The following is a 17,040-nucleotide window of genomic DNA, read 5'->3' on the forward strand; positions in this document are numbered from 1 at the left end:
GGCGGGCGCCGGCTCCGGGGCCGCGGGGGCCTGGGGCGCCTGCTCCGCGGGGGACTGACCCGAGGGCACGAGCTGCAGGCGGTACTGCGACACGCCCTTGGGGAGCACCACCTCCACCAGCGGGTTCTCCTTCAGCAGGTCGGCGTTCGTCTCCAGCGTCACCAGGCCGTCCGCGTCGCTGATCAGGTTCATGCGCGTGCGGCGCTCGCCCGCGCGCACCTTGGCGCCCTGCACGGGCTTGCCAGCGCCGTCCACCACGCGCAGCGCCACCGTCTGGCCCGCGGTGACTTCGGCGGCGTTGGGCGCCACCAGTTCCCGGTAGGTCGGGCGCAGGGCACAGGCGGACAGGAGGGCGGTGGAGGACAGGACGACGGTCAGCAGGGCTCGACGAAGGCTCATGGGAATTCCGTACGGACGTGAGGGGACTACCGGGCGCGGCAGCATAGCCGCAGACGGCGGGCCGCCAAGCCCCACCACGTCCGCCCCTCGGGGCACGGAAGCGGTTTTCCCGGGTTTGTTCCCTGGAAGGAGCCTGGGGCCACCCAGCCGGCCCGCCCTCCGGTGGAGTCAGCGGCCCTTCCCGATGCCCGCCGCCAGCCCCACCTGAACGGGAGTCGGGTGCACCGCGCCCGCAGCGAAAGGCTCGTACCCCATGGAGATGGTCCGCACCGACAAGGGCACCTCGCCTCCGCCCTATGTGCACGACGTACACCGGGAGTTCTCCTACGCGGAGCTGCCGCCGGGCATCGGGATGAAGCCCGATGGCATCCACCTCAAGCACAACCGCTTCGACGTGAGCGTGGTGACGATGGTCCTCACCAGCCTCGTCGTCTTCTTCGTGCCGCTCTTCAACGGGCTCATCGGCGGCGTGTTCGGCGGCTTCCATGCGCGCACCTTGAAGCGCGCGCTGGCCGCGGCGGTGGTGAGCTCCATCGCCGTGCCCGCCATCCTCGCGGGGCTGTCGTTCTTCGCCGGCAACAACTCGCTGCGCATCTTCTCCGGGCTGGGCTTCGGAGGCTGGATAGCGCTGCATGTCATCGGCACGTTCATCGGCGCCGTGACGGGCGCGGCCAGCCGCCCCCTGTTCACCGAGGACCTCAGCGCAGCTCCAACCCGACTAGCAGCCGACGGTCCGACATACCGGACCACCACGTCGACGGTGCGGGTGAATCCCGACGTGACGGTGGAGCGAGTGAGCCCTCCCACCGGGCCTGTGCGCGAGGAGTGAGCAGCACGCCGAAGGGCCCCGCGCGCCCCAGCCACAGCTCCACCTGGAGCCATGCGCCCGCCTCGTGCGTGAGGCGCGCGTCGCCCAGGCGCCAGGTGGGTGCGTAGGCAGCCTCCAGGCGCACCGCGTTGGCGCCGGAGCCCGGCAGCCCCGTGCGGTGGGTCAGCGAGAAGCGAGGCCCCGCCGCGGGCGCGAGGGAGGTCTGGCTCCAGTGCATCCTCGCGAGCCCGCCCACGCCCACCGCCGTGAAGCGCGAGAAGCGAGCGGCCTCGTCGATGACCACCAGCGCCTCCGCCTGCACGGTGGCGCGGTAGGGCTCCGCGCGCGCCGTGTCCGTGGCGACGCGCGCCTCCGCGCCCCAGCCCAGCGAGTCCCACGCGGAGCCACGCAGCGCGAGCGGCTCTCGTTGCAAGGTGCGGTAGCCCACCAGCGTCATGTCCGTGGACACCACGCGCGGCGGTCCCCAGCGCGGCTCCAGCGAGAGCTCGCCGTCGAGGACGCGCAGCTCGCTGCTCGCCTGGAAGCCGTGCTGGCGCGCGTCGCCCAGCGCCTCCGCGAGGCCCGCGGTGCGCACGCTGACCAGGGGGCGCACGGCGCCCGTGTCGGGGAAGCCCACGCCCACGCTCACCACCGTGCGCGCCGCGCCCGACTCGCGCAGCGCCGAGGCCGCCCAGCGCGTCTCGTCCGCCACCTTGCGGCGACGGTCCTCACCGAGGAAGGCGACCGCGTCCACGTCCGCGAACACGCCGTCGTTGAGTGCGCCCTGGGCGTCGGTGGCGAGGATGAAGGTGGCCTCGGTGCGCTCGGCGCGGACCAGGACCTTCAGCTCCTCGGGCGTCGGTGGACGACGGGGCGCGGTGGCCAGGGCCTGCTGGAGCAGCGCCGTGCGGTCCAGCACCGCGAGCTTGCGCTGGAGCGCGTCCTCTCGCTCGAAGACCCGCTGGCGCTCGCGAATCCCCGCCTCGGCCGAGCCGGCCACGGGCGTCCTCAGGGCCAGCAATCGCTGGCGTTCGATTCGCAGCCGCTCGCCGTCCATGCGGTCCACCGCCGCGCGCTCGACCCGCACCGCGTGGGCCACGTAGGCGTGGAGTGTCTGGCGCACGGTGGCGCGCGCGGAGGGGGTCGCGGTGTCGAGCACCGCCGTCACGACTCGCGGCAGCGCGGCGTAGGCTTCGCCTCGGACCTCGGGCTCGCGGGATTGCAGCTGCGCGTGGAGGGACAGGAGGCGTGACAAGGCTCGCGCGTCCACGTGTCCGGAGAGCGACTCCAGGGCCTCGCGGCGCGTCTTGTCCGCTCGCGCGGCGCGCTCTCCCGTGGACTCGAAGGCGTCCGGGATGAGCTCCAGCAGCGGGCCCGCGGGCCCCGCCTTGCCGAGCACCTCCAGCTTCGCGAGCACATCCAGCGTCGCCGAGGGCAGGACCCACATGAGTCCGGGCGGGCGCACCTGACGGTCATTCTCCAGGACACCGTTGAGCAGGAAGAGCAGCGCGCTCGCGCAGTTGTCGGTGAAGAAGTAGTAGCCCATGTACCCGCGCCGCTCGAGCTCCCAGATGCGCTCGAGCATCCGCGTCTCCTCACCGTGCGTCAGGCGCAGGCGGAAGCGGCGGATGGTGCGCTGTTCGAGCTCGAGCGACTCGTGCGCGAGGTCGCCCAGCGTGCCGGTGAGGAAGACGGTGTCGTAGCTCCCCGTCATCCCCTTCACCACGTAGCTCAGGCCCTTGGGCTCCATGCCCGTGAGGGCCACGAGCTGCACCACACGCTCGAAGGAGGGGCCGCGCACCTGGGCGCCCTCGCGCCACACCGGACGCAGGAGGAGATGTCCGAAGAGGGACTCGGGCTGTCGCCCCGTGGCGGCGACCATGAGCACCTCGAGGTGGGAGAGCAGGTCGCGCTCGGCCCAGGCATCGAAGGCGGGACAGGGTGCGCGCACGGGCCAGGCGCCCAGGCCCGAGGACTCCAGCAACTCCGTCAGCGCGCGCGTCTTGGAGAACTCCTGGCAGCGCACCTGCTCGTCCACGGACAGCGCGTCCTCGCGCAGGGACTCCACCGGGACGAACAGCTCCTCGGCGAACGTCACCAGGTCCAGGGCCGCGCTGTGCTGACCTCGCTCGCGACTGAAGGCGCCCGCGTAGTGCAGGCGTGATTGCTCCTTCCAGACCAGGGGACGCTCGAAGGGCTTCATCCAGCCGGACAACCGGCGCCACCGTGTCTCTCGACTCCAGGCGAAGACGTCCTCCCACCGCTGCGTCACCGCGTGCACCACCGCGCGACGCCGCCACAGTCGCTCGGCGTCCTCGTCCGTCAGCCGGGAGAGGCGCAGCGTGGCGCGACGGTCCTTCGACGGTGCGTACCGGTAGAGATGGAAGCGCGCGTGGCCTTCGGACCAGTCGGGGTGTGTCTGCGTTCCGTCTCCCAGGCCCAACGGCGAGGACTCGGCGTGGAGCACCAGCTCCAGCGGGCCGCCCGGGAAGCGCCTCATCGCGGGGGGCAGGGACTGGAGTCCCGCCTCCACCTCACGCACGAGCACGGCGTCGCGTGCCGCGGCGTCTCGCAGCACCAGTCCCGCGCGGGACAGCGCGTGGACCCGGGCCGCCAGCGAGTCCTCGTTCGGGGAGGCCCCCGGCTCCGAGCCCCCTTCGCGCACCACCCCCGCCGCTCGTGCCCACACGGGCAGCGCGAGGAGCACCACGAGCCACACCACGCCGCGGCTCACCGCGCCACCTCCGCGGCCACCTCCTCCCCATGCACCGCGAGGAACGCGCGTCGGTCCTCATCGAGCCTCGGGTCCGTTCGCGCCAGCTCCCCCACCCGCGCCAGCCACGCCAGCGCGCGCTCGGCCGTGAGCGTCCGCGTGTCCGCCATCGCCAGCAGCTCCCGCCGGTGCGCGCGCAGGAGCCGGCCGAACGTCGGCAGGTTCTCCCGACGGATGCTCGCCGCCGCCGCCAGGTCCTCCACCGTGGGCCCCGCGCCCAGCGCCAGGTCCTCGCGCAGCTGGTGCGTCCTCGACTGCAGATACACCTGCGCCGCGCGCCCCACCTCCTCGGGAGGAGGCCCCTTGCGGCGCTCCGCCGCCGCCACGACGCGCCAGATGACCACGCCCAGCCCAATCACCGTGGCCGCCACCGTCGTCGCCGACACCACGCGCCCGTCCTTGTTGTCACTGTTGCTCGTCTCCGAGCGCGACTCCTTCCCCTCCCCACCGCTCTCCGATTCGCTGGTCCCCGTCTCGCTGCGGTCGCTGGAGCGAGACTCGCTGGAGCCGCCCTCCTCCGAGCTGTGCGAGGTCCGCTCGCTCGAGTCCCCCGACTCGTTCGACGAGTCCCCAGACCCGTTCGACGAGTCCCCCGAACCATTCGACGAGTCACCGGACCCGTTCGACGAGTCCCCCGAGCCCGAGCCGGAACCCGAGCCATCCGACGAGCCCTCCGACGCGCTCATCCCGCCATGGCCCATCGCCCCGGGTGTCCTGCACCCCGTCACCGCCAACAACACCGCCATTCCCAACGCACGCGCCGAGCTCCTGGTCGTCATTCCAGACACCCTCCCTGATGAATGAGCATTCGTTCGACGTGAAAGCATGACGAGACGCCGTGCAATTTCACGGAAGGAATTCATTTACATGAATCAGTTAGCCAGTGACGTGCCGAGCCTGGGACACATGATGTTTCGCGGCCTTGGGAGGCCAGGACAGGCCCCAGGCGCGAAGCGGACGTCCCAGGAAGTGCGTCGGGCGCTACGCGGTGCGGGGAGGTGCGGGGTTCAAGGGCAACGCGCCGGGCATCGACTTTCGACCCCGGCGCGCGCTCACATGAAACCTACCGCGAAAGGCCCTCCCCCCCGGTGGGCCTGCCCCTCATTGTCTCCTCGAGCGCAAGAGGAATACCATGCGGGGAACCCCTGATGTCGGATTCCACCCGGACATCTCAGACTCCAGGGCATGTCGCAGCTCAATGCTCAACAGCTCACAACTTCCACGTCTGGGTGGGATAGTGGGAGCCACTCATTGGCATCGTATACTCAGGATACCTTGATTCGTTTGAATTCCGAGGAACAGCGTATCCTGGCGGACCTGGAGGCCCTGCTCGTCGAGGCGGAGCCGGGGTCTGAGTCCCTGCCCATGGTCCTGGAGGCATTGCGCGACACGCTCAAGGCGGAGCGCGCGGTGGCCTACGGCGTGGATGTAGGACCTGACCGCTACCACGTCAGCTACTCCCACAGCTCGGGTTTCCCGCAGCCGACGGAGGCGGTCTTCGACGCGCTGGAGACCTTCCTGTCGGACCGGGAGAGTCTTTGGGGCTGGTATGACCCCGCACGTCCCGCGCCCGCACAGCGCAACCGGGCGCTGCACTTCCGCTCGCTCCAGGAGTCCGAGGCGCGGCAGATGCCCTTGCATGACCTGCCCGCGTATGAGGTGGGGCGGCGTCTGGGATTGAGCGAGGCGGAGCTGGAGGCGCAGCGAGACCGCGTCAACGTGCGCTCCGGGGCGGTGTATCGCCAGCTCGGGATGGAGCGCATGGCCTTTTTGCGCACGCTGGTGTGCGAGGGCCCCGCGCTGCTGGGCTGGATGGGATTGATGCGCGAGGAGCCCTTCACCGAGCGCGAGCAGCGCGTGCTCCAGGCGCTGACGCCCGCGCTGCAGCGGCGGCTGACGATGGAGACGCGGCTGCGCGAGTCGGGGCTGATGTCCACCGCGCTGGAGGTGGCGATGGAGGCCCTGGGGCGCGCCGCCTGGGTGGTCAGCCGCAGCGGCCGCGTGGTGCACGCCAACAGCGCGGGCCGCGTGTGGCTGGACCGTGGTGAGCCGGAGCTGATGGAGCAGCTGCGCCGGGGCGCGCAGGGGGTGCCCTGTTCGGGCCCGCTGACGCTCACGCCGCTGCGTACTCCCGGGCTGCCTCCGCACTACCTGGCCATCGACACGGGCACGGCCTCGAGCGCCGCGGCGCGGGTGCAGGCCCTGGCCGCGCGCTGGTCGCTCACCGCGCGCGAGTCGGAGGTGCTCACGCACATCGTCCAGGGCGAGACGAACAAGTCCATCGCCGGCCGGCTGGGCTGCGCCGAGCGCACCGTCGAGGTCCACGTCACGCACCTGCTCGCCAAGGCCCACGTGGAGAGCCGCTCGGCCCTCATCGCGCGCTTCTTCCAGACGTCCTGATGACGCGCGCGCCCGCCCGCGCCCGCGCCCGACACGCGCTGGACTCGGGCCCCTTCTCCGCCCCGCCCGAGGGCGTCCTCCGGCGTCGCCGCCTCGTGATGGGGGACCCGCAGGCGGACTTCGACAAGGTGCTGGGCATCCTCGACCACCACGGGCTGTTGAGCGCGGAGGGCTGGCTCCTGCCCGACGTCCAGCTCGTCTCCGTGGGGGACCACTTCGACTGGGGTCCACCCGAGGAGCGTCAGCGCGCCGCGGACAGCGCGCTGGCCCTGGTGGCGTGGCTCTCCGCGCACCCGGAGGACCAGGTCACCCTGCTGCTCGGCAATCATGACCTGGGCCGCGTGGGCGAGCTCGCGGGCTTCGACGCGGCGAGCTTCGCCACCGCGCAGGCGGAGGCGGACCGCGTCTACCAGAAGGGCCACACGGACGAGGCGGGTGAGCAGGCCTTCTTGAAGCGCTGGCCCCAGGTGCCCACCGCGGAGCTGGTGGCGCGCGACTTCGGCAACTTCCGTGAGCCGCAGCGCACGTGGGTGGAGTTCCTCCTGCGCGCGCGGCGCTTCCGGACCGCCCACGCCGCGGGCCCCGGGCTCGTCGTGCTCCACGCGGGCGTGACGCGGGAGGACCTGGACCTGGTGGGGCTCGCCCCCGAGCAGCACGCGGACGCGGACGCGGTGGCGCGCGCGCTCAACGGCGCGGTGGATGACGCGGTGGCGCGGTGGAAGGGCGGACCGCTGGAGGTGCCCCACCTGCACCAGCCGGGCAACGCCGCGCGGGGCGAGGGCACAGGCATCTTCTACCAGCGCCCCAGCCTGAAGCCCGACGACGCCGAGCGCACCCGACAGACGCCGCGCCGGCGCTTCGACCCGAGGCGACTTCCCAGGGGGCTCACCCAGGTGGTGGGCCACACGCGCGACAAGCGGGTGCTGGAGCTGATGGGCGTCACGAACCTGACGCCGCGCGACGGCGTGGTGCGAAACCTGGTGACGGATGGAACCCGGGTGGACTGCGCCCACGGCGCGCCGCCGCCACCGCGAGACACCCAGGCGGCGCTGGTCTTCGTCGACGGAGGCATGAGCCACTGCCCCGTGGACTCCTACGAGCTGTTCGACCTGGACACGCGCGCCGCCGCCGCTCGGACGACGGCGCGCTGAGCCCCGCGGGCTACTTGGGCGCGGGCTGGGCCTCGGCCTGGAGACCGGCGAGCTTCTTCTCCAGGTTCTTCACCATGCGCGGCGACGTCTGCACGGCGGGCAGCGTCTTGGCGAAGGCGAGGGCCTCCTCCAGCGTCTTCACCGCGGAGGCGCTGTCCTTGCGCGCGATGAGGATGTCGACCCGGCCGGACATCACGCTGAGCCGACGCGAACCCTGCACCCGGGCCAGCGCGCGGTCACTCGCGGCGAGCGCGTCGTCCAGCCGTCCCACGGTCCGGTACAGCGTGGCCAGGCGCGCGGGCGGGTTGTAGTCCTGGGGCAGGTCCTTCTCGCTCTGCTCCAGCGCGGGGATGGCGCGCTCGGGCGTGCCCAGCTTCATGGCCGCGCCCATGCGGTGCGAGTCGAAGACGGCGCGGGCCTCGGGGTTGGGGGCCTTGGCGGCCTCGGCCTCCAGGAAGGCCAGCCACTCCTCGGCGAGGACCTTCTTGCCGGCCTCGTCCTTGGCCACCTCGCGCGCCATGAGGCGCGCCTCGTACAGCCCCGAGCGGTCATCACCGGACATCTCGATGACGGGAGCCCCCATGGCGTCCACCACCTTGGCCTCCAGGGCAGCGCGCAGCTCCTTCACCCCGGCCGCGTCCTCGGGCATGGACACCGCGCACATCAGGCCGAACATCGCGGCGTTGGCCCACGACAGCGAGCGGGGCGTGCCCGGAAGCAGCTCGAGCGCCTTCTTCGCGCACGGCTCCACCTGCATCGCGCCGTACATGGCCGTCATGAGCGACTCCAGGGCGCGCCCCCGGCGGGACCAGTCGGCGGGCGCCTCGGCCAGGGCCTCCGTCAGCGTCTCGATTGCCTCGCTGGAGCGGCCCTCGGCATGGAGCGCGTCACCGCGCGCCAGCAGCGCCTCCGCGCCGGTGACGCCGCCCTTGTAGGCGCGCTCGCCGTCCTCGAAGAGCTTCTCCAGCTGCGACACGGTGGCGCTGCCCGCGAAGCGCAGGAGCGGCTTCTCCGCGCGCGGGTCGATGACGTAAAGCGTGGGCCAGAACTCGATGGGGAACTTCTCCTGGAACGCCGCGTTCTGGGTCAGGTCGGTGTTCACCTCCAGCCAGACGAAGCGGTCGGCGTGGCGCGCCAGCGACTTGTCCGACAGGACGTACGCCTTCATGGAGCGACAGGTGTGGCACCACGGCGCCCAGACGTCGACGAAGAGGGGAACCCCCTTCGCCTTCGCTTCCGCGAGGGCACGGGCGTAGTCATCCTCGATGAACGGCAGGGGAGCTCCGGCGTGCGCCGCTTCCGTGGACACGGGCGTGTTCGTGTTCGCGGCGGTGCAGCCGACGAGCCCCCAGAGCAGCAGGCTGGCGACAAGGGTGCGCATGGCGCGAACCCTACACCCGGGATGGCGCCGCTCGCTCCTGCCTCGAAAATGACATCCACCACGCAAGCAACTGGGCACCTGCCCGTGCACATGCTCTGGTGTGCGCGGACCTCCGATGACGCGAGACCCCTACACCCTGCGTGACGCGCTCGCGTCCGCCCTGGACGCCCTCCCTGCCGCCGAGCGGTTCCCGGCCCCCTCCGACGCGGACCTGGCCCGGCGGCTGGCGGAGCGGCTGCGGCGGGATTTACTGCCCCGCCTCGGCTCGGCGGACGCGCCCCTGCTGCTGGTGGCCATCGCCGGCCCCAACAATGTCGGCAAGTCCACGCTGTTCAACGCGTTGGTGGGCGCGTCGCTGTCGCCCGCGAGGCCCGAGGGAGGCCTGACGAAGCAGTGTCTGGCGGCGGCCCATCCTGAGACCTGGACGGGCGCGCTGAAGGACTTCCTCACCCGCCGCTACGACACGGTGCCCGTCGCATCGGGCGAGTCGGCGCCGGTGGACCAGCCGGGGCCCTCCGGGCGGCTGTACCTGGTGCTGGCCGAGGACGTGCCGCGCGGGCTGCTCGTCATGGACACGCCTGACTTCGACAGCGTGTACCGGGAGAACCGCGAGCGCGCCGAGGCGCTGCTCGTCACGGTGGACGTGCTCGTGTTCGTGGTGAGCCGGCAGACGTACCAGAACGCCGCGCTGGTGGACTTCCTGCGCGCGGCGGTGGGCCATGGGCGGCCGTACCTGCTCGTCTACAACGAGGCCTCTCGCGAGGAGGTGGCGCGCGGGCACCTGGACAAGCTGGCCTCGGATGTCGGCCATCCGCCGCTCGCGCGCTACCTGGCGCCGCACCAGCCGGAGGTGGAGGCGGGCCTGCGTCCCCTGGCGACGGTGCCGCTGGATGGAAAGCCCGCGCTGGGCTCCCTGCTGGGAGAGGCCGAGCACGCGCGCGAGCTGAAGGCCCGGGCGCTGGAGGCCTCGCTCGCGGATGCGCGCGCGGAGATGGGCGCGGTGGCGCTCGCGGCGGGGCGCGCGGCGAGCGAGCCGGAGCGGTTGCGGCAACGGCTGCGTCACGAGCTCGAGGGCGTGGGCGCCGCGGCGGCCCTGAAGGCGGTGCCCGCGGACGTGCTCATCGATGCGTTCCGCGACGAGCTGGATGCGCGCAGTCAGTTCCACAAGTGGGTGCGGCTGCCGTTCCGGGGGCTGGCCACGGCGCTGACGTACGTGAGCCGCAAGGTGCGGCAGTCCTTCACGGGGCCGGAGCCCGAGGGGGCCGAGACGCCGACGCGCACGGTGGACGCGACGTTGACGGATGGGGTGCGGCGGCTGGTGGATGCCTTCGCGCCGGAGGTCGCCGCGTGGCGCGGGGACCCGGCGACGCGCGCGCTGCTGGCGGAGGCCTTCGGGCCGGTGACGCTGGCGAAGCTGGAGGAGCCGCTGGGCTTCGAGGCCCTGCATGCCCACGCGGCGGACCGCGCCACGCTGTACGCATACTGTCGCGACCTGGTGGCGGCCGAGCTGCAGGGAGGCATGCGCGAGGAGCTGCTCCAGGCGATGACGACGCTGGTGTACTCGGTGCCATCGGGCGCGGCGGCGGTGGTGACGGTCGCCACCGGGGGCTTCGGACATGACGCGGTGGTGTGGGCGGGGACGCTGCTGTCCACGCCGCTGATGGAGCGGTTCGTGGACCTGCTGGGCGCGCAGGTGCGTGCCCGCGTCACCCGGAAGTGGGCGGACGCACATGGCGCCACGCTGGCCCGGGCGCTGGAGGCGCGGTTCTTCTCGGGCGTGCTCGGGCACCTCGACGGGCTGGCGGAAGAGTGGAACCACACGGCGACGCGCCTGGAGGCGGCCCGGGCCGAGCTGGCGTGAGACCGAGCCGTCGTCCTCTTCGTCTGGGAGAAACCGAGACACTGAGGAAAAGGCGGGACGGACGGACAGGACGGGCGATATTCCGCCCGTGCGTGTGCGGCGACAATGCGTCATGCTGCGCGCGTCATGAATGGCTCGGACCCCGACGCACCGGGCTCCCCACCTCCGGTCCTCTCCTTCCGCCACCTGCTGACCGACGCCGTCGGCACGTTCCTGGACGAAGCCGGGATGACGTGCGCGCAGACGGCGGACTCCATCGGCGAGCTCATCGTCACGCTCTCGCGCTACCGCGAGGAGGGCGCCCCGCTGTTCCCCATGGCCTTCGTGGGGGATGACCTGGCGCGGATGCTCACGCTCCTGGGCGGGCATGACCCCCTCGCCATCGGCATCGGGCCGCGCACGCGCGCCACCATCCAGCGGGCGCTGAAGCAGTGCGCGCAGTTGGGACAGGGGCGGTGGTGGGCGCTGTACCTGCTGCGGGTGCCGGAGGGGTTCGCGTACGGCGTGTTCCGCACGGACCCGTTCCCGCTCGCGGAGTCACCGCTGGAGCGGCTGCGCCGCGTCGAGGAGGCGCAGGCGGGGGTCGTCGGCGTGCTCCAGCTGGCGGACAACATGCTGGAGCTGCGCGCCGGCGGAGGGCTGTGCCGGCACGTGTACCTGTCCGGTGCGCGTGTGGAGTCGGCGTCGCCGCCGGTGGTTCTCGACGAGCTGGCGGACGCCATCACCCAGGGCGTGGCGAGCGCCAGTCGGGAGCGAGCGCGGGGGTTCTTCCGACGGGTGTTGTTCGAGGTGATGCAGACGTCCCATGGGACGCTGGTGGCGGTGCTGCCTCGCGAGCGCGCGGGCTCCACGTTGTTCGTGGATGGAATCATCCTGCCTCGGCCTCTGGACGTGGTGGCGTTGCTGGACCGCTACCACGTGGACGCCACGTTCTCGGCGGCGACGGCGGTGCGTGCCACGGGGCAGTTGCTGCGCGGGATGATGGCCACGGATGGAATCACGGTGCTGCGCGCCGATGGTTGCATCGTGGGGTACAACATCTTCGTGCGACACCCGGAGTCACTCGCACATGAGCCCTCCGTGGTGGGGGGCGCGCGGCGACGCACCTATGAGGTCCTGGGCGCGGCCGTGGGCACCGAGCTGACCGCCGCGTTCATCCGCTCGCAGGATGGGGATGTGGCCTGCCGACGGGCGTGACGCCTCCGGGACGGAACGGCGAGGTCCGCGCCGCGTAGGACTCGTGCGCACACGCGTGACTCGGGACTTTCCAACTCTTCCGGTTATCTGACACATCCGCGCCGGAGTTGGGGCTCAGGTCATCTTGGGAACACCTGACCTGCCACGTCACATCTCCGCTTGATGGCCCGTGTGTCCGGGGATTTGAGTTTGTCAGAGGGTTCCAGCATGCTGGCCCCGCCTTGAAATCCCCCTTGTTCAGTATCGAGCGGCTCGCGCTCGCCGTCCTATCGGTGTGCCTCCTGGCTTCCCCTGCCTGGGGCCAGAAGCTCCCTGACGTCGTCGTCTCCGGGCCGCCCATCGTCCCCGCACTGAACGAGAACGGACAGGGCCTGTGTGTCGCGTCCAATGTGTGGACCCGTGCCCTCGGCGAGTTTCCGCAGACCCGAGGCACGTACCTCGACGTCATCAACGGGTACTTCGAGGACGCCACCAACCGGCAGACCCGCGTCACCACCGTGCTCCGCACGCCGTTCGACCTGTCCAACAACCTCAACGACGGTCGAACGCTGAGCTATGGCGACTTCGTGGGCCAGGTTACGGCCCCAGGTTGCTCCACGGGTGGATGTAGCTTCAACATCATCAACGACAATGACGCGTTGACACCTTTTGTCTCACGCTTCCGCGGCTACCTGAATATCCCCGCCTCGCTCAGTGGCCAAGCATTGCACCTGGGGTTTTATACTGACGACGCCATCAGTCTCGTCGTCTATGACCGGCAGCAATCCTATACAGTCATCAACCGGCCTCCGCAGCTCGGAGCCCCCACCTGGCGAACCACAAACAGTGTGACGTTTGCGCAGCCCGGGCTCTATGCCGTCGAGATCCTCTACACGCAGGTGACCGAGCACGCAGCCCTCGAGATGTCGCTGCACGCGGGCGCATTCTCGGACTTCGAGCGGGCAGCCAATACCCCTCCCATCATCAATCTCTACACCTCGGGCTTCCAGTTGCTCCAGCCCGCGCAGTTCTTCCAGACGGAGAACGGCCTCCCCGCTTACGCCGGCTCCCCCAATCGCTGTGAGCAGTGCAACCGCGCTGACGCGAACTCCCAGGGCAACAGCACCTGCGGCACCTCCTACTACTGCAACAGCGCCGCGCTCTGCGCACCCTGCGACTCCGCCCTCTTCTGCGGCGCGTCCTGCACCCGCTGTGGCCCCTCCTCCCCCTACTGCGCCAACCTCAACGGCGTCACCCAGTGCGTGGCTTGCACGGAGGACTCACAGTGCCCGAACGGCCGCTGTGACCTGACCGACAACACGTGCCGCGGATGCAACGGCGACGAGGACTGCCCGAACACCGGCCGCTGTGACCTCGCGACCAACCAGTGCTCCGGCTGCAACGATGACAGCGACTGCCCGGGGAGCACCGTCTGCGACGAGCCCACCGCCACCTGCGTGCCCTGCACCGAGGACGCCCACTGCCCCAACGGTCAGGTCTGCGCGACCGACATCCACGAGTGCCGCGAGTGCAACAATGACTCGCAGTGCCCTCGCGGAGAGGTCTGCGGCAATCACCAGTGCGGCCCCTGCGCCACCAACGACGCCTGCGCCGGCAACTCCTGCAACTGCTGCCCCAACGGCACCCAGTGCGCGGCCCTGACGCCCGGCGCCTCGCCCTCGTGCGTGGAGTGCACCACCGACGACCAGTGCGCCGAGGGCCAGAAGTGCGACCCGCTCAACGGCACCTGCGTCGCCGCCATCCCCGAGTGCAACACCGCCGAGGCCTGCGGCCCCGCCTGCGCCAAGTGCCCCGGCGAGCGCCCCTTCTGTCTCGACGGCCAGGTCTGCGTCCAGTGCCGCACCGACCTCGAGTGCGGCGACGGCCTGTTCTGCCTCAGCGGTGAATGCAGCTCCTGCACGACCGACCGACACTGCGGCTCGCGCTGCGAGGCCTGCGACGTGGACGCACCCTTCTGTCTCTCCGACGGCTCGGTCCAGAACAGCGCCTGCGTGGGCTGCCGCAACAATGACGACTGCGGCAGCGGCCAGTGCAACCCCACCACCCGCACCTGCGAGAACGCCGGCGCCTGCGCGGTGACGTGCGACGCGGGCCTCGTCTGCGACGGCGCCGCCTGCGTGGAGTGCTTCGCCGACGCCCACTGCCCCTGCGGCGGGACGTGCGACACCGCGAACAAGACCTGCTCCGAGTCCTGCGAAGACAGCAACGACTGCCTCGGCGTCCAGCACTGCTCCGCGAAGACCCAGCAGTGCGAGCGCGGCCGTCGCAAGCCCGGCACCGACCCTCAGGGCGGCGCCTTCTGCTGCGGCACCACCGAGGACGCCACCCCGGCCGGCAGCGCCACCATCCTCTTCCTGCTCGCCGCGGGCCTGCTGCTCCTGCGCTCCCACCGCCGCGTCCGATGAAACCCTTCCATCTGCCCCTCCTCCTGGCGCTGGGAGGGGCCCGCATCGCCTCCGCCCAGCCGGACGCCCGCTTCGACGTCCAACTGTTCCGCCCGTCGGCCGCGCCCCAGGACCTGGTCGTCGTCACCCAGTCGCGTCCGCTGTCGCACCTGTCCGTGGCCGCGGGGCCCTACCTCAGCTACTCGCTCAACCCCCTCACCCTCGTCCCCGAGGGCGGAGACCTCGAGAAGATCAGCCTCGTCGGCAACCGCCTCCAACTGGACGTCATGGCCATGGTGGGCCTGTTCGACTGGGGCGAGTTCGGCGTGGACCTGCCGCTCATCCTCGCGCAGGGCGGACAGAACCTGGAGGTCATCGGCACCGAGGGCAGCGTGGAGAGCTTCGTGCTCGGCGACCTGCGCCTCACCGGCAAGGTGGCCATCCCCGGCCTGCGCCGCCCCGCCGAGGGCAAGGGCTGGGGCGCCGCGATGACGCTCAACGTGAGCTTCCCCACGGGCGCGCAGGACGCGTTCGCGGGCGATGGCGAGCTGACGTGGGCACCGGGCCTCGTGCTCGACTACCGCTTCGGCAACGGCATCCTCCTGGCCCTCAACGGCGGCTTCTGGAAGCGGCCGGACCGCGTCTTCGACGGCGTGGCGCTCGGGGACATGGCGCCCTTCGGCCTGGGCGCCGAGGTCCCCATCCTGCGCGGCAGCGGCATCACCGCGCTCGGCGCGGTGAACGGCGCGGTGGCCCTGAAGAAGGCCCCCGGCGCGGAGCGACAGATTCCCGCGGAGCTGCTCATCGGCCTGCGCTGGTACAGCTCCACCGGCGTGACGTTCACCTTCGGCGGTGGCGCGGGCTGCGGGTGCTCACTGGCCTCGCCCACGCTGAGCTTCTTCACGTCCATCATCTGGATTCCGGCGAAGACGCGCGAGTGGGAGGCGCTGGAGCGCTTCAAGGAGCCGCCCGAGCCGCCGCCGCCGCCCCCGCCCCCGGTCGACCCGGATGGGGACTCCGTGATTGGGGCGGGAGACAAGTGCCCGGACGTGCCCGGCCCGGTGGAGAACGCCGGCTGCCCGGACACGGACCGCGACAGCGACGGCGTGGTGGACCGACTCGACCGGTGCCCGGATGAGCCCGCGGGTGGCCGCGGCCGCCACGGGTGCCCCCTGGCCCGCCGGGAGAAGAACAAGATCGTCATCCTGGAGCAGGTGAACTTCGCCACGGACCAGGACGTCATCCTCTCGGAGTCGTTCCCCATCCTCGAGGAGGTCGCCCGGGTGATGAACGAGAACCCGGAGATGGACCGAGTGCTGGTGGAAGGCCACACGGATGCTCGCGCGAGCGACGCGTACAACCTGGACCTGTCACGTCGTCGCGCGGCCAGCGTGATGCGCTTCCTCGTCGAGACGGGCGTGGCGGCCGAGCGCGTGTGCTCACAGGGCTTCGGGCGCAGCCGCCCGCTGTCCGACAACGCGACCGAGGAGGGCATGGCGCTCAACCGCCGCGTCGAGTTCACCATCCAGCCGCCGAGCGACGGCCCCCGTCCGCCCTGCCCGGATGACCTGGACAAGAAGGGCAAGCGCCCCCGGCAGAAGCAGCCGGGCCCCAAGCCTCCCGCGCCAAAGCGGTAGGCCCGAGCCGTCGCCGCTCGCGGGCACGTGGGAGTCCGCTCCCCGTGCCCGCCCGCGACAGACTCAGGGGACGACGAACTCCGCGGCGGAGCGGCGACGACCGGCGACCACCGAGACGACGGCGCGCCCGGGGCCCACGGCCGTCACGCGGCCATCCTTGGACACCGACACCACGGACGCATCCGAGGTGAACCACTCCAGCGGCACGCTGTCGAGCACCACGCCGTTGCGGTTGAAGGCCCGCGCGAGCAGCAACACCGACTGCCCGCGCCGCTGGAACTGGTGATGCGTCAGGTTCAGCCCGAGCCTCGCGAAGTCCGCCGGCACCACCTGCACCGCGATGTGCCGCGCCAGGTGTCCCAGGCTCGCGCTCACCGTGGCCGAGCCGGGCTTCACCGCGACGACCTGCCCGTCCTCCACCCTCGCCACCGACTCGTCGGACGAGCGGAACTCCGGCGTGACGTTCTGGAGCGACGCGCCCTGCTCGTTGCGAGCCACCACGCGCAGCTTGATGGTGCGCCCCACCTCCAGGAAGTCCGCGCCCGGGGCGCGCACGTCGAGCGAGTTGAGGATGACCAGGTCCAGGTTGAGGGCCTCGCGCACCTTGCCGCCCGTCACGCCGATGACCGTCTTGCCGGACTTGCGCACCGTCATCACGCCGTCCTGGACCAGGGCCACGTCCGTCGCGGAGCTGGTCCAGCGCAGCTTCGGCTCGCGCATGCGTTCGCCCTCCGTGTCGAGGACGACGTAGTCCAGCTTCACGCTCTGCCCGGGCGTGCGCAGGAACTGGGACTCCAGCGGCTGGAAGGTCAGGGACCCGGGCGTCGGACCGCAAGCACTCAGGAGCCCGAGGAGCACAACGAGGAGGACGGAACGAAAAGGAATGCGCGGCGTCTTCACGGCGGCGTCGACAACGGTAGCGAGGGCGGGAGCAGCGCCCATCTTAACCACGCGCGCCGGCCCCGGTGATACCCACGAACAGCTTCCGGCCCCCGTCGCGCGGGAGCGTCCGTCCAGACAGGCGGTATCCTCCCGCCCCCAGCGGCTCC

At 71.4% G+C, this 17,040-nt stretch carries 12 protein-coding genes; 7 read left to right on the forward strand and 5 right to left on the reverse strand.

Going from position 1 to position 17,040, the window contains the following annotated elements; genetic code table 11:
- From FL311_RS14250 to FL311_RS14260, 3 genes are all read right to left on the reverse strand, one after another.
- Positions 1–399, reverse strand: a 399-nt coding sequence (locus FL311_RS14250) for a hypothetical protein (protein ID WP_141325688.1), incomplete at its 3' end; no start/stop codon positions are given.
- A gap of 698 nt (positions 400–1,097) precedes the next feature.
- A complete protein-coding gene (locus FL311_RS14255; RefSeq protein WP_228556868.1) occupies positions 1,098–3,941 on the reverse strand; it encodes a DUF4105 domain-containing protein in 2,844 nt (947 codons plus the stop codon).
- A complete protein-coding gene (locus tag FL311_RS14260; protein ID WP_141325689.1) occupies positions 3,938–4,369 on the reverse strand; it encodes a hypothetical protein in 432 nt (143 codons plus the stop codon). Before FL311_RS14260 ends, FL311_RS14255 begins: the two co-directional genes overlap by 4 nt.
- Before the next feature lie 10 nt (positions 4,370–4,379).
- Between FL311_RS14260 and FL311_RS14265 the strand changes: the two genes are divergently transcribed.
- The 3 genes from FL311_RS14265 to FL311_RS14275 all read left to right on the forward strand — a co-directional run bounded on the left by FL311_RS14265 (position 4,380) and on the right by FL311_RS14275 (position 7,531).
- Positions 4,380–4,784 carry a hypothetical protein gene (locus tag FL311_RS14265; protein WP_141325690.1) on the forward strand — a complete coding sequence of 135 codons (405 nt, stop codon included), beginning with the start codon at positions 4,380–4,382 and terminating at the stop codon, positions 4,782–4,784.
- Positions 4,785–5,255: 471 nt separating this feature from the next.
- Complete coding sequence (locus FL311_RS14270; RefSeq protein WP_046716674.1) at positions 5,256–6,380, forward strand: helix-turn-helix transcriptional regulator; 1,125 nt, start codon at positions 5,256–5,258, stop codon at positions 6,378–6,380.
- Positions 6,380–7,531, forward strand: a complete 1,152-nt coding sequence (locus tag FL311_RS14275; protein ID WP_141325691.1) for a metallophosphoesterase — start codon at positions 6,380–6,382, stop codon at positions 7,529–7,531. The genes FL311_RS14270 and FL311_RS14275 overlap by 1 nt, the downstream gene beginning before the upstream one ends.
- A 10-nt stretch (positions 7,532–7,541) precedes the next feature.
- Here FL311_RS14275 and FL311_RS14280 read toward each other — a convergent pair whose 3' ends face one another.
- Positions 7,542–8,912, reverse strand: a complete 1,371-nt coding sequence (locus FL311_RS14280; protein ID WP_141325692.1) for a thioredoxin family protein — start codon at positions 8,910–8,912, stop codon at positions 7,542–7,544.
- Between the two features lie 115 nt (positions 8,913–9,027).
- On the opposite strand from FL311_RS14280, the gene FL311_RS14285 reads away from it, so the two are divergent.
- From FL311_RS14285 to traB, 4 genes are all read left to right on the forward strand, one after another.
- On the forward strand, positions 9,028–10,773 hold the full coding sequence (locus FL311_RS14285) for a GTPase (RefSeq protein ID WP_141325693.1): 1,746 nt from the start codon (positions 9,028–9,030) through the stop codon (positions 10,771–10,773).
- A gap of 126 nt (positions 10,774–10,899) precedes the next feature.
- Entirely contained in the window at positions 10,900–11,970 is a 1,071-nt protein-coding gene (locus tag FL311_RS14290; protein WP_194869201.1) for a hypothetical protein, read from the forward strand.
- 233 nt (positions 11,971–12,203) lie between these two features.
- The gene (gene traA, locus FL311_RS14295; protein WP_228556869.1) at positions 12,204–14,375 is read left to right on the forward strand and encodes an outer membrane exchange protein TraA family protein; all 2,172 of its coding nucleotides are present in this window, start codon (positions 12,204–12,206) and stop codon (positions 14,373–14,375) included.
- Positions 14,372–15,991, forward strand: coding sequence for an outer membrane exchange protein TraB (traB, locus tag FL311_RS14300; protein WP_141325696.1), 1,620 nt, complete (start codon positions 14,372–14,374; stop codon positions 15,989–15,991). The genes traA and traB overlap by 4 nt, the downstream gene beginning before the upstream one ends.
- 63 nt (positions 15,992–16,054) lie before the next feature.
- On the opposite strand, the gene FL311_RS14305 is transcribed toward traB, so the two are convergent.
- The gene (locus tag FL311_RS14305; RefSeq protein WP_141325697.1) at positions 16,055–16,891 is read right to left on the reverse strand and encodes an Ig-like domain-containing protein; all 837 of its coding nucleotides are present in this window, start codon (positions 16,889–16,891) and stop codon (positions 16,055–16,057) included.
- Between the last annotated feature and the right edge of the window lie 149 nt (positions 16,892–17,040).

Source organism: Myxococcus sp. AB025B (assembly GCF_006518215.1).
GTDB classification, from domain to species: domain Bacteria; phylum Myxococcota; class Myxococcia; order Myxococcales; family Myxococcaceae; genus Myxococcus; species Myxococcus fulvus.

Bases quoted from the DNA above. Each gene is read 5' to 3' on its own strand.
- FL311_RS14280 (WP_141325692.1), bottom strand. From the start codon at position 8,912: ATGCGCACCCTTGTCGCCAGCCTGCTGCTCTGGGGGCTCGTCGGCTGC.
- FL311_RS14275 (WP_141325691.1), top strand. From the start codon at position 6,380: ATGACGCGCGCGCCCGCCCGCGCCCGCGCCCGACACGCGCTGGACTCG.
- traB (WP_141325696.1), top strand. From the start codon at position 14,372: ATGAAACCCTTCCATCTGCCCCTCCTCCTGGCGCTGGGAGGGGCCCGC.
- FL311_RS14290 (WP_194869201.1), top strand. From the start codon at position 10,900: ATGAATGGCTCGGACCCCGACGCACCGGGCTCCCCACCTCCGGTCCTC.
- FL311_RS14285 (WP_141325693.1), top strand. From the start codon at position 9,028: ATGACGCGAGACCCCTACACCCTGCGTGACGCGCTCGCGTCCGCCCTG.